The organism is Thermus sp., from assembly GCF_040290245.1.
Classification (GTDB): Bacteria; Deinococcota; Deinococci; order Deinococcales; family Thermaceae; genus Thermus_A.
In genome coordinates this window covers 309-12,168 of the sequence record NZ_PSMQ01000051.1, presented here as the reverse complement: position 1 = coordinate 12,168, position 11,860 = coordinate 309, and the positions used below count along the sequence as shown (strand labels likewise).

Sequence of the window (11,860 nt, the reverse complement as noted above, 5' to 3'; positions counted from 1 at the left end):
GGCCCAGCCGGTGGGCCCTTTCGAGGTCCCGGGTGAAGACGTAGGCGGCGAGGCCATACCGGGTGGCGTTGGCTTTCTTCAAGGCTTCCTCCTCGTCCTTGAAGGGGATGGCGAGAAGCACGGGGCCAAAGATCTCCTCCTGGGCGATCCTCATGTGGTTCTCCCCCACGAACAAGGTGGGCTCGAGGTAGTTCCCGGCGGAGAGGTCCTCCCCCTGGTAGGAGGAAAGGGCCCGCCTCCCCCCTGCGAGAAGCCTCGCCCCCTCCTTAAGACCCTCCTCCACATACCCCAAGACCCGCTCCAGGTGCTCGGGGTGGATGAGGGGCCCCACCTCCGCCTCCGGGTCTAAGGGGTGGCCCACCCGGATGGCCCTGGCCCTTTCCGCCACCCGGGCCACAAACTCCTCAAAAATCGCTTCCTCCACTAAGAGCCTCGAGTTCGCGGTGCACCGCTCCCCATTGAAGGAGTAGATCTGGAAGACCACCGCGTCCAGGGCCCTTTCCAGGTCCGCATCCCGGAAGACCAAAGCCGGGCTCTTTCCCCCAAGCTCCAAAGAGAGGCGCTTCAGGTGCTTGGCTGCGTTCTGCATGACGATCTTCCCCGTGGTGGTCTCCCCGGTCAGGGTGATAAGGGGAACCAGGGGGTGGTCCACCAACGCCGCCCCCGCCTCCTCCCCGAAGCCGTGGACTAGGTTGAAGACCCCGGGGGGCAGGTCGGCCTCCTGGAAGATCTCCGCAAGCCGGGTGGCGGTGAGAGGGCTCCATTCCGCGGGCTTCAGAATGACCGTGTCCCCCGCGGCCAAGGCCGGGGCGATCCGCCAGGTGGAAAGCATCAGGGGCGCATTCCAGGGGGTGATGACCCCCACCGGCCCCACGGGGACGCGGAGGGTGTAGTTCAGCCACTCCCGGTCCACGGGGTAGGTGTGCCCCTCCATGACGTGCTCCGCATACTCCGCATAGAAGGCGAAGTTTTCCGCCGCCCGGCCCACCTGGGCCCGGACGATCCTAAGGACCTGGCCCGCGTCCAGACACTCGATGACCGCAAGCTCGTCCGCGTGCTTCTCGATAAGCTCGGCCACCTTAAGGAGATGCCTCTTCCGCTCCTTGGCCCGGGTGCGGCTCCACTTCTCAAAGGCCCGGGCGGCAGCCTGGGCGGCCAGGTCCACCTCCTTGGCCCCGCCTCGAGCCGCGTGGGAGAGGACCTGGTTCGTGGACGGGTCCAAGGTGGGAAAGGTGGCCGCGCTTTCCACGAACCGGCCGTCTATGTAGTGCAAGGCGACCGACCCCTCCAGCCGCTTCCGGATGGCCTCGATCGAGTCCCAAGGGATCCCCGCCACGGCATCGCTGTACTTCATGCCTCCTCCTCTATGGGGTTTTCCAAGGCGCCCAGCCCCTGGATCTCCAGCCGCATCCCATCCCCCGGGCGGACCCGGCTTATCCCCTTAGGGGTCCCGGTAAGGATCACGTCGAAGGGCTCGAGGGTCATAAAGCTCGAGATGAACTCCAAAATCTCCGGGATTTGGAAGATCATCCCCGAGGTGTGCCCCTCCTGACGGAGCTCCCCGTTGACGTACGCCCGCATCCAAAGGGCGTGGGGGTCCTGGACCTCGTCCTGGGTGACCAAAAAGGGCCCGAGGGGCAGAAAGGTGTCGTGGCCCTTGGCCCGGATGGGCGGGCGGAAGGTGTTTTTGACCCAGTCCCGCACCACCAGGTCGTTGGCGATGGTGTACCCCAAAACGTAGTCCATGGCCTCCTCCGCCCGCACCTTCCGCATGGGCCGCCCCACCACCACCGCGAGTTCCACCTCGTAGTGCATGAACTCCACCCCCTTGGGGTAGACCACCGTTCCCCGGTGGGGCAGAAGGGCGGAGTTGGGCTTCCAGAAGAGGGCGGGCTCCTCGGGGCGGTTTAGGCCCAGCTCCTCCGCGTGGTCCTTGTAGTTCAGGGCCAGGCCCAGGATCTTCCCAGGCGTAAAGGGCAGGAGCCAGACCACCCCCTCCGGGTCGTGGGGAAGCCCGGCCTCGTCCAAAAGCACCCCCCCTTGGTCCTGCCCGGGCGAAGCGGGCCGGTAGACCCCCTGGTGCACCCGGCCCTTGTCCATAAAGCGGCAAAGCCTCATGCCTCCTCCAAAAGGCCGTACCGCTCGGCCATGGCCCTGAGCCGGGCCTCCACCTCCTGCGTGGTGGGGCCCAAAGGAGGGCGCCACTCCTTTTGGATCAGGCCCATCCAGCTCAGGACGGTCTTTAAAGGGATGGGGTTGGTGTCCCAAAAGACCGCCTCGTTGGCCGGCAGGAGGCGGTAGTGGAGCCTCCGGGCCTCGAGGAACCGTCCGGCTAAGGCGAGCTCGGTGAGCTCGGCCACCTCCTGGGGAAGCCAGTTGGCCGTGGCGGCGATCGTCCCCACCGCCCCCAGGGCCATCATGGGGAAGGTGAGGGCCTCGAGGCCGCAGTAGACGGCAAACCCCTCATCCACCAAGGAGATCAGGCGGGAGACGTACTCCAGGTCGGGGCTGGAGTGCTTGAGCCCCACCACCTGGGGGTAGGTCTGGCGGAGCCTTTGGACGGTCTCGGGGCGGATCTCCACCCCCACCCGGCCGGGAATGTTGTACAGGACCAGGGGAAAGCCTGGTACGCCCTCGGCAAGAAGGGCGAAGTAGCGGTAGATGCCCTCCTGGTTGGGCCGGACCGCCGGTGGGACCACCACCAGCGCCCCCCAGGCCCCGGCCTCCCGGGCAAACCGGGTGAGCTCCAAAGTATCCCGGAGGTTTCCCGCGCCCGTCCCCGCCAAGACCGGGGTCTTTCCCGCCTCCTCCACCGCGATCCGGATGAGGCGCTTCCGCTCCTCCAGGCTCAAGCCCATGGGCTCGCCCGTGGAGCCCCCCACGCTTAGGGCGTGGCTTCCCGCTTGGATCTGCCTTCGGATAAGCCTCCTAAGCGCTTCCTCGTCTAGGGCCCCGTCTTTGAAGGGGGTCACCAGGGGGACGATGGAACCCGTTAGCACCTTCCGCCTCCTTTGCCTTCAGGATGGGGGGGGTGGAACGCCCTAGGCCATAGTTGAATTAGCCAATGAATGCGATAAAACTTGTGTTTTTAAACGAAACTTTATGCCTCCTTTTACATATCCACGCTATGAGTTATCCTTATAAACAAAGGAGGTGGCAAAAATTGAACGAAAAAACAAACCCCTTCGGCTTCAACGCCCTGGTCCAGGACCTGGGCCTGGAGGCCCGCTGCCCCTCGGAGCGACCGCTTTTCTTCCTCCTCCCCCCCGCGCAGGCGGTGGGGCCCCTAAGAGGGGTAGGGGTTCTGGGCCGTCCCCTGGGAAGCCCGGAGAGGTACGCGGGGGCGAGCGGGTTCTTCGTCTGGGAGGAGGACCCGGCCCTGGAGGCCTTCTGCCTTAAGGAAGGCCTGGGGCTGGTCCTCCTCCCCCCCTGGGTCAGGCCAGAGGCCCTAAGGCTGGAGGTGCAAAAGCGCCTCCTGGCCCGAAACGAGGCCTGGAGCCTGGCGGGGCTTCTGGAGGTCCTGCCCCGGCTGATGGACCGGCCCTTCCTCGAGCTCCTCTACCACGCCACCGGCCTCTCCCTGGCCCGTCTGGCCCCCTGGGGGGAGGTTCTGGCCTTTGCCGGAACCCCGCCCCCCGAGCACCCCAAGGCCCCAGGCGCGGGCAAGGGGTACCTGGCCTTGGAGGCCGGGGAGGGAATCCTTGTGGCCTATGGCCCTGAGGAAAGGCTCGAGGCGGCCCGGGGAATTCTGGAGCTCTCCGCCCGCCTCCTCAGGCTCAAGGACCTGGAGCGGGCCCTGGAACGGATGCAGGAGGAGTCCCTGGGCGGGATGGCTCTGGAGGCCGTGCTTTTGGGCGAGGCGGAACCGGAAAGGCTTCGCGCCTTCGGCATCGAGGAGACCGTGGAATGGGTCCTGGCCCTCCTCGAGCCCCCACCCGTGCCCGGCCAGCACCGCCTTGCGGAAGCCCGGCGGCGCGAGGCCACCTTAGAGCTCCGCCGCCGGGCGGGGGGGTATCTGGACCGGCTGGGCATCCCCTACCTCCTCGGGACCCGGGGCAACCGGGTGGTGGCCCTCTGGCAGGTGCACAGCGAGCACAAAGAGGCCGCCGCCTTGCTTAAGGCCTTGCCCGAGGGAAGCCGGCTGGGCTACTCCTTGGTCCACACGGGGTTTGGCCTTCAAGAGGCCTACCGGGAAGCCCTCATCGCCTTAAAGGCCGCCCGGCCCAAGGAGGCGGTCTCCTTCGCGGGCCTGGACCCCGTGGCCTACTTCCTCCTCCAACAGACCCCAGAGGACCTCAAGGCCTTGGCCGATCGCTTCCTGCCTCTTTCAGATAAATTTTTAAAGACCTTGGAGGCCTACCTCGAGGCCCCCTCCTTGGAAGAGGCCGCCGCCAGGCTTCACATCCACCCCAATACCCTCCGGTACCGCCTGGCCCGGATTGAAAAGCTCATGGGCCCCCTCAAAGCCCCGGAGGCCATGGCCCGGCTTTACCTGGCCCTAAGGGCACGGGCGCTCTTGCAAGGTTAAGGCCCCGGCCCCCTTGACAAGAGATTGAAATCGCATTATCAATATTGGCATGCGCGTGGTCTCCCTCCTTTTCCTCCTCCTTCCGGCCTTGGCCCAGGTCCAGGTGGCCGCCACCACCCCTATTCTGGCGGACCTGGTGCGACAGGTGGGCCAAGGCCGGGTCCAGGTGGTCCAGGTGGTTCCCCCTGGGGCCGACCCCCACGAGTTTGACCTTAGCCCCAGCGTGGCCAAAAGGCTGGCCAACGTCCGCCTTCTCTTCGCCAACGGCCTGGGCCTCGAGCCCTTCCTGACCCGGCTGACCCCCCTCCTTCCCCCAAAGGCCAAAGTGGTCCGCCTGGGGGAGGCCCAGCCCGGCCTCCCCTGCGAGGGAACGGACGGGCACGGACCCTGCGACCCCCACCTGTGGCTGGACCCCGCCTACGCCCTCCGCTACGCCCAGCGCATCGCCCAGGAGCTCGCCCAGCTGGACCCCCCGGGCCAAGGGAGGTACAAGGCCAACCTCGAGCGCTTCCAGAAAGAGGTGGAGAGGCGGGATCAGGCCTTTATGGCCTGTGGGCTAAAGGGGCTAAAGGTGGTCGTGCAGCACGATGCCTTTGGCTATTTTGCCAGACGGTATGGCCTCGAGGTGGTGGGGAGCCTGGCGGACACCCACGAGCGGGAGATCGGAAGCCAGGGCTTCTTGACGCTGGTCAAAAGGGCCGAGAAGGAAGGGGTAAGGCTCATTCTGGCCGAGCCTAAACCCTCCAAGCTCGTCCAAACCCTGGCCAGAACCCTCCAGGCCCAGGTGGCCCTCCTGTACGCGGATACCCTGGATGAAAAAGTTCCCACCTACCTGGCCCTTTTGGAGCACAACCTGAAGGCCCTCTCCGGGGCTCTGAAAAAGGCCTGTCCCGTCTTGTAAAGGCCGCTCATTCCTGGTATAACCGGGGGCAAAGGAGGCCAAGGATGAGACGCTTCTGGCTCCCGGTTCTTCTTTTCGGGATAGGCCTGGCCCAAAAACCCCAGGTGGTCATCGGAACCGGAGGGATCGGCGGGGTCTATTTCTACTACGGAACGGCGATCGCAGAGATCCTGAACAGATCGGGCGTGGCCCAGGCCACCGCCATCCAGTCCGGGGGTTCTCTGGACAACCTCCAGCTCCTTAGGGACCGGACCGACCCCCAGAAGGGGGTTTACTATTGCGGCACCGTCCTTCCTCACGCAGCACAGCTAGCCCTCCTGGGAGAGGAGCGCTTTCAGGGGCGGCCTGTACCCTTTGCCGTTCTCTTCGCCATGTACCCCAATTACACCCAGGTGGTGACCAGCGAGGAAAGCGGCATCCGAGTGCTGCAGGACCTCAGGGGCAAAAGGGTCTCCACCGAGGTTGCGGGGGGGATTATAGAGTACGAAGCTCGTCTCCTTATGTCGGCCGTGATACCGGGCTTTGACCCCCAAAGAGACCTCGGCAAATGGGAACGCCTCCGAGTAAGCGAGAGCGCCCAGGCCCTGGCCGATGGGACCCTGGACGCCTTCTTCTGGTCGGGTGGCCTCCCCACGAGTAGCCTCCTGGAGCTGGCCGGGGCCTTAGCCCGGAAGGGAAAACGCCTATTCCTCATTCCCATCCCACCGCAAAGCACCCCCGTCCAGCTCCTGCAGAAGAAGTTTCCCGGCCTCGCCACCTTGGGGATCGTTCCCAAGTCGGTCTACAACACCCGATACGACACCCCCACCCTCACCTGGTGGAACCTTTTTGTATGCCCTAAGAGCCTTCCCAAAGAAACCGCCTACGCCATCGTCCGGGCTGTCTTTGACAACCTCGAGGCCCTCCGCACGGCCGTGAAGGCCGCGCGGGACACCAGCTTGGAAAACGCGATCCGGTATCGCGCCTCCCCCTTTCCTTACCATGAGGGGGCGGCAGCGTACTACCGGGAGAAAGGGGTCTGGCGATGAAGGTGCTCGAGGCGCTCGGCCTAAAGGGGCGGCGGGTCCTGATCCTCCATCACGATGACCTGGGCCTCACCCATGCCCAGAACGAAGCCCATCTAAGCCTGGGCCTGCCCACGGGAAGCGTCCTCCTCCCCGCGGCCTGGGCGAGCGGGGTAAGGGGGCAGGACCTGGGGGTCCACCTGGCCCTGACCAGCGAGTGGGAAGCCCCCCGGTACCGACCCCTCACCCCTGGGGAAAGCCTCAGGGATGAGCAGGGGTTTTTCCTCAAAAGCCCCGAGGAGGTCTGGAAAAAGGCCAAGGCAGTGGAAGTGGAGGCCGAGCTAAGGGCCCAGATCGAAGCGGCCTTCCGGCTTTTCACCCCCACGCACCTGGACTCCCACCAGGGAAGCCTCCTGAGGCCGGACCTGGCCGAGGTCTACCTCCGCCTGGCCCAGACCTATGGCCTGATGCCCCTCCTTCCTGCCCTCGAGGACCTCGAGGCCCTCCCCTTGCCCCAAGGCTTTCTCCTCGAGCTGGCGCGGCTCTTGGAAAAAACCCCTTTCCCCACCCTGCGCCTTCTAGACCCCTACACCCTTCCCCCGGAGAACCGCCTGGGCTTTTACCTGGGCCTTAGCCAACTTCCCCCCGGGCTTTACCAACTGATTCACCACAGCGCCCTGCCCACCCCCGAGGGGCGGGCTCTGCCCGACCACAAGACCCGGGAAGCGGACTTCTTCGCCTTAAGCCACCCGGAGGTCCGCCGGGTCCTGGCCGAATTCCATCCGATTACCTGGAAAGATATCCAGGAAGTTTGGAGGCGAGGATGAAACCCTGGCGGTACGGTCTTGGCATGCTGGCCCTGACCATCCCCTCGGAGGCCTTCGGGACCTTCTTGAGCTACTTTTACCTGGACCGCCTCGGCCTTCCCGTGGCGGCCTTCGCCTTCTGGCGGACCCTTTACGCCCTCTGGGACGCGGTGAACGATCCCCTTTTCGGCTACCTTTCCGACCGCACCCGGACCCGCCTAGGCCGCCGCAAACCCTGGATGCTCGTGAGCCTCCCCTTCTGGGCGCTGCTCTTTTTCGCCGTCTACACCCCGCCGGTGGGTCTAAGGGAGGCGGGGCTTCTCTTCGCCTACTTTGCCCTGGTCACCTTTCTTTACGAAGGGTTCGGATCCATCCTTTGGACGAACTACTCAGCCCTCCTGCCCGAGCTTTACAAAAGCCTAAGGGACCGGGCCCAGGCCAGCGCCGCCAAGCTGGCCTTCCAGGTAGGGGGGCTCCTGATCGGGATCGGCCTGGCCCCCTGGGTCTACGCCACCTACGGGTTTTCCACCATGGCCCTGGCCTTCGCCGCTCTGGGAGGCGGGCTTTTCCTATTTTTCCTCCTCGGCCTTAAGGAGGACCCGCAGGTCCAGAACCTCCCCCCACCCCCCCTTTTCCCTTCCCTCCTTGCCGCCTGGCAAAACGCCGCCTTCCGGGTCTTTCTCCTGGGAAGCATCCTCTACACCTTTGCCCGGAGCCTTCTGCAAACGGGAATGCCCTTTTACGCCAAGTACAGCCTTAACCTGCCCGAAGCCACCACCACCTATCTCTTCGCCAGCGTCTTCCTCATGGCCTTCCCCGGAGCCTTTTTATGGGAAAGGCTGGCCCGCAGATGGGGTGGAAGGAGGGCCTGGGGGTACGCCCTTCTCCTGATGGGGCTCTTCAGCCTCCTCCTCCTTCTGCCGCAAAGCCTCCCCCAGGCGGTTCTGGTCGGGGTTCTTGTGGGGCTGGCCTTCGCCGGAGCCCAGGTAAGCGGAGACCTGGTTCTGGCGGCGGCCATCGATCAGGACCCAGGGAGGCGGGAGGGGCTTTACTACGGGGTCACGGGCTTCCTCACCCGACTCAGCCTGGCCTTGATGGGCTTGAGCTTCCTCCTCCTTTTCTGGCTATTCGGCTATCAAAGCGGGGAGAACCCCGGACCCAACCCGGGGCTCGCCTTCCGGTTCTACATGGGGGTCCTTCCGGCCTTCCTCCTATTCCTAGCTCACCTGGCGGCCCGACGCTTCCCTCTGGAGGTCAAATGAAGGCCCTTTTCCTTCCCCACCCCGCCCCAAGGCCCCAGGAACTTCCCCAGGAGGGGTGGCGGGAGGTGGTCCTCCCCCACCAGTGGAGCCTCGAGGGGCTGGAGGCCGAGGTGGGCTGGTACCTCTTGGAGCTCCCCGGGGCCAGGGGTATCCTGGAGCTCTACACCGACTACATCGCGGAGGCCTGGCTCGAGGGGACCCACCTGGGGCGGCATGAGGGGTACTTCTTCCCCTGGGTCCTCACCCTTCCCGCCGATGGGGCGCACCCATCCCGGCGGCTCTGGCTCCGGGTCGCCGCACCCAAGGAGGCCTACGGGGTCCAGTGGCCCGAGTTCAAGCGGCAGATCAAGGGGATCTTTGGCCACCACGACTGCCGGCCGGGGGGCTCCGGCCCACGGGGCCAGGAGCGGGGCACTGGGGGCGTCTGGCAGACCCCCGCCTTCCTCAGCGCGGACGGCCCGGCCCTCCTCCACCTCCTAGCCCTCCCCCAGCCCACCCCCACGGGCTGGCGGCTTCTTATCGCCGCGGAGGTGGAAAGCCCGCTGCCGCTTCGCGCGCCCTTAGAGCTTGTCCTTCTTCCCGCCAACTTCCAGGGGGAGGCCTTTCAGAAGGAGGCCGTCCTCTCCTTAAGACCAGGCCGGCACACCTATTCCCTCCTCTGGGATCTCCCGGAAATGCCCCTTTGGGAGGTGTACGAGCGGGGCTTCCCTCACCTTTACACCCTGCGCGGACAGATCCTGGAGGGTCCGGCCAGGACCGCCCCCGTGGGGTTCCGCACCGTGGGCCTCTCGGAGGACTGGCTCGTCCTCAACGGACGGCGGCTCTTCCTCCGGGGGACGAACCTCATCCCCACCCAGTGGCTTTCCACCTACACGCCCAAGCAGGCGGAGGAGGACCTGTCCTTAGCGGTGGAGGCCCACCTCAACGCCATCCGGGTCCATGCCCATCTGGCCCACCCCGTGCTCTACCAGGTGGCGGACCAAAAGGGCCTCCTCATCTGGCAGGACTTCCCCCTCCAGTGGGGGTACGCGGAGGACGAGGCCTTTGCCCTCGAGGCCCTCCGCCAGGCCCCCCTGATGGTCAAGCAGTACGGAAGCCATCCCTGCATCGCCCTCTGGTGCGCCCACAACGAGCCCACCCACAACCGCCACACCCTCACCCCCCTGGTGGCCCAGAGGATCCGGCAGGCGGACCCCACCCGGCCGGTCAAGGAGGCCTCGGACTTCCGGGAACACCCTTACCCCGGCTGGTACTACGGCCACCTGCGGGACTTCCTGGCCCTCCCTGGGGCCCCCCTCCCCAGCGAGTTCGGTGCCCAGGCCCTGCCCCGGGCGGAGCTTTTAAGAAAGATCTTTAAAGAAAAGGCCTGGCCACCGGACTTCAGCCTATGGAGTTACCATAACTTTCAGCCTCACGAGACCTTCCGGGTGGCGGGGGTAAGGATGGGCGAGAGCCTCGAGGAGTTTGTGGAGCAAAGCCAGGCCTACCAGGCCCATCTGATCCGGTTTGCCATCCACGCCTACCGCCGGGCCAAGGGCCGGGTGACCGGGTACTTCCACTTTATGCTGGTGGAGCCCTGGGAAGGGATCACCTGGGCGGTGGTGGACGTGGAACGGGTACCCAAGAGGGGTTATTTCGCGCTGAAGGAGGCAAGTTCACCGGTTCTCCTCAGCCTCGAGCCCTACCGGGAGACCCTTGCCCCTGGGGACTTTCCCCTGATGGAGGCCTGGCTCATCTCGGATCTGGACGAAGCGCTGGAGGTGGAGGTGCGGCTTTGGGTCGAAGGAGAGGCCCACCTGGCCCTGCCCAGCCTACGGGTGCAGCTCGGGCCCAGCGAGGCCCGGAGGTTTTTCCACCTGATGGAGCTCTGGGAAAGTCCTATGGCCCAGAAAACCCGCTGGGCCCGGCCGGGCGAGATGTTGAAGGCCCTCCCCTTCGGAAAGTACCGTCTGGTGGGGGAGGTGTGGCAAGAAAAGCGGATTTCTCGGGACGAGTTCGCCTTTAGGCTAGCTCCACCCTTAGGCCTTTAGCCTGAAGGAGATCCAAATCTTCCGGCCGAGCCTTCCGGTCGGTGATGAGGAGGTGGGCGGCCTCGAGGGGGGCGATGCGGGCCGCGGCCACCTGCATTAGCTTGGAATGGTCGGCCAAAACGTAGACCTCCCGGGCGGCTTTGATCATCGCCCGTTTGATCTCCGCTTCCTGAAGGTTGGTGTTGGTAAACCCGCGCTCCGGATGAACCCCGTTGCACCCGATGAAGGCCTTGTCCGCATTGATCTCCTCCAAGAGGAGGGTGCCGAAGGGGTTAACCAAGGAGTGCTGGAGCGGCCTAAGCGTTCCCCCGGTGACGATGACCGTGATGCCCGGATGGCTCTCCAAAAGAAGGGCAATGTTTAAGGCGTTCGTAACCACCACCACGTCTTTAAGCTCGGGAGAAAGGGCCCGGGCCATCTCGGTGGTGGTGCTTCCCACGTCCAAGAAGATGATCCCCCCATTTTGCACCAGGCTGGCCGCCCTCCTCCCGATGGCCTCCTTCTCCCGGGCGTGGACCATACGGGTGGCCTCCAGGGGGAGTTCAAACCGCCGGGCCTCAGCCCGAATGGCGCCTCCCCGGACCCGCTTGAGCTGACCTTGCCGCTCCAGGTAGTCCAGGTCGGCCCTCAGGGTGACGGCCGAGACGCCCAGGAAGCGGGCCAGGTCCCGAACCCGGACCTGCCCCTCCTTGGCCAGGAGGTCCAAAATCCTTTGGTGCCGTTCGGTGGCCTCGAGGCTGGGCATGGGTTTCAGTATTCCACATCCTGTTGACCTCCCCCCAGAGGGGAGCCAGGATGTAGCCCCTGGGAACATAGCCCCTTTGGAGCTGTCCGGGGCTGACACGTGGATGGCCAAGGCGGCGTTGTGGTCCCTATCCGCTTTCTGCTTCTTTGAGAGGTTTTGGAACTTGAGGACAAGTGCGCTTGCGCGTGACCGGGGAGGTCCACGTATCCCCGCACTCCAATGCGGAGCGTTATATGCCCCCGTTTATGTATGCTAACGGGAGAAGGCACGAACCCTGGAGGCTTAGGCGATGTTTCAAGAGATCTTCAAAACCCTTCCCGAGGCCGTGGGCACCGCCCCCGGCCGGGTCAACCTTCTGGGCGAGCACACGGACTATAGCGAAGGCTACGTCCTCCCCGCCCCCCTTCCCTACTCCACCACCGTGGAGGCCGCCAAGGCCAAAGGGGTGGTGGAGGCCTACTCCGAGACCCTGAAGGAGCTCCGGGCCAGACCCATAGGTCAAGGCCCCGAGGGCGACTTTCTGGACTACCTGGCCGGGGTCCTGTGGGCCTTGAAACAGGCGGGCCACCCGGTGGATGGGGCCC

Annotated in this window: 11 protein-coding genes; 7 read left to right on the top strand and 4 right to left on the bottom strand. The window is 65.2% G+C overall.

Annotation, left to right across the window (positions count from 1 at the left end; translation table 11 throughout):
- From hpaE to hpaI, 3 genes are all read right to left on the bottom strand, one after another.
- Positions 1–1,354, bottom strand: a 1,354-nt coding sequence (gene hpaE / locus C4301_RS07610; protein ID WP_352414498.1) for a 5-carboxymethyl-2-hydroxymuconate semialdehyde dehydrogenase, incomplete at its 3' end; no start/stop codon positions are given.
- A complete protein-coding gene (locus tag C4301_RS07605) occupies positions 1,351–2,118 on the bottom strand; it encodes a fumarylacetoacetate hydrolase family protein (RefSeq protein WP_352414497.1) in 768 nt (255 codons plus the stop codon). The genes hpaE and C4301_RS07605, both read right to left, overlap by 4 nt.
- The gene (gene hpaI, locus C4301_RS07600) at positions 2,115–2,999 is read right to left on the bottom strand and encodes a 2,4-dihydroxyhept-2-ene-1,7-dioic acid aldolase (RefSeq protein ID WP_352414496.1); all 885 of its coding nucleotides are present in this window, start codon (positions 2,997–2,999) and stop codon (positions 2,115–2,117) included. Before hpaI ends, C4301_RS07605 begins: the two co-directional genes overlap by 4 nt.
- A 164-nt stretch (positions 3,000–3,163) precedes the next feature.
- On the opposite strand from hpaI, the gene C4301_RS07595 reads away from it, so the two are divergent.
- The 6 genes from C4301_RS07595 to C4301_RS07570 are packed head-to-tail and all read left to right on the top strand — an operon-like array spanning position 3,164 to position 10,531.
- On the top strand, positions 3,164–4,528 hold the full coding sequence (locus tag C4301_RS07595) for a PucR family transcriptional regulator (RefSeq protein ID WP_352414495.1): 1,365 nt from the start codon (positions 3,164–3,166) through the stop codon (positions 4,526–4,528).
- Positions 4,529–4,577: 49 nt separating this feature from the next.
- Positions 4,578–5,429, top strand: coding sequence for a metal ABC transporter substrate-binding protein (locus tag C4301_RS07590; protein ID WP_352414494.1), 852 nt, complete (start codon positions 4,578–4,580; stop codon positions 5,427–5,429).
- 44 nt (positions 5,430–5,473) lie between these two features.
- Positions 5,474–6,457: a TAXI family TRAP transporter solute-binding subunit gene (locus C4301_RS07585; protein ID WP_352414493.1), complete on the top strand. Its 984-nt coding sequence runs from the start codon at positions 5,474–5,476 to the stop codon at positions 6,455–6,457.
- Entirely contained in the window at positions 6,454–7,260 is an 807-nt protein-coding gene (locus C4301_RS07580; RefSeq protein WP_352414492.1) for a ChbG/HpnK family deacetylase, read from the top strand. The genes C4301_RS07585 and C4301_RS07580 overlap by 4 nt, the downstream gene beginning before the upstream one ends.
- Complete coding sequence (locus C4301_RS07575) at positions 7,257–8,501, top strand: MFS transporter (RefSeq protein ID WP_352414491.1); 1,245 nt, start codon at positions 7,257–7,259, stop codon at positions 8,499–8,501. Before C4301_RS07580 ends, C4301_RS07575 begins: the two co-directional genes overlap by 4 nt.
- Positions 8,498–10,531 (top strand): glycoside hydrolase family 2 TIM barrel-domain containing protein, encoded by a 2,034-nt coding sequence (locus C4301_RS07570; protein ID WP_352414490.1) that lies wholly within the window; start codon positions 8,498–8,500, stop codon positions 10,529–10,531. Before C4301_RS07575 ends, C4301_RS07570 begins: the two co-directional genes overlap by 4 nt.
- Here C4301_RS07570 and C4301_RS07565 read toward each other — a convergent pair.
- The gene (locus tag C4301_RS07565; protein WP_352414489.1) at positions 10,503–11,276 is read right to left on the bottom strand and encodes a DeoR/GlpR family DNA-binding transcription regulator; all 774 of its coding nucleotides are present in this window, start codon (positions 11,274–11,276) and stop codon (positions 10,503–10,505) included. The two genes, C4301_RS07570 and C4301_RS07565, sit on opposite strands and share 29 nt — an antisense overlap.
- A gap of 289 nt (positions 11,277–11,565) precedes the next feature.
- On the opposite strand from C4301_RS07565, the gene C4301_RS07560 reads away from it, so the two are divergent.
- Positions 11,566–11,860, top strand: a 295-nt coding sequence (locus C4301_RS07560) for a galactokinase family protein (protein WP_352414488.1), incomplete at its 3' end; no start/stop codon positions are given.

Bases quoted from the DNA above. Each gene is read 5' to 3' on its own strand.
- C4301_RS07605 (WP_352414497.1), bottom strand. From the start codon at position 2,118: ATGAGGCTTTGCCGCTTTATGGACAAGGGCCGGGTGCACCAGGGGGTC.
- C4301_RS07590 (WP_352414494.1), top strand. From the start codon at position 4,578: ATGCGCGTGGTCTCCCTCCTTTTCCTCCTCCTTCCGGCCTTGGCCCAG.
- C4301_RS07585 (WP_352414493.1), top strand. From the start codon at position 5,474: ATGAGACGCTTCTGGCTCCCGGTTCTTCTTTTCGGGATAGGCCTGGCC.
- C4301_RS07580 (WP_352414492.1), top strand. From the start codon at position 6,454: ATGAAGGTGCTCGAGGCGCTCGGCCTAAAGGGGCGGCGGGTCCTGATC.
- C4301_RS07575 (WP_352414491.1), top strand. From the start codon at position 7,257: ATGAAACCCTGGCGGTACGGTCTTGGCATGCTGGCCCTGACCATCCCC.
- C4301_RS07570 (WP_352414490.1), top strand. From the start codon at position 8,498: ATGAAGGCCCTTTTCCTTCCCCACCCCGCCCCAAGGCCCCAGGAACTT.
- C4301_RS07565 (WP_352414489.1), bottom strand. From the start codon at position 11,276: ATGCCCAGCCTCGAGGCCACCGAACGGCACCAAAGGATTTTGGACCTC.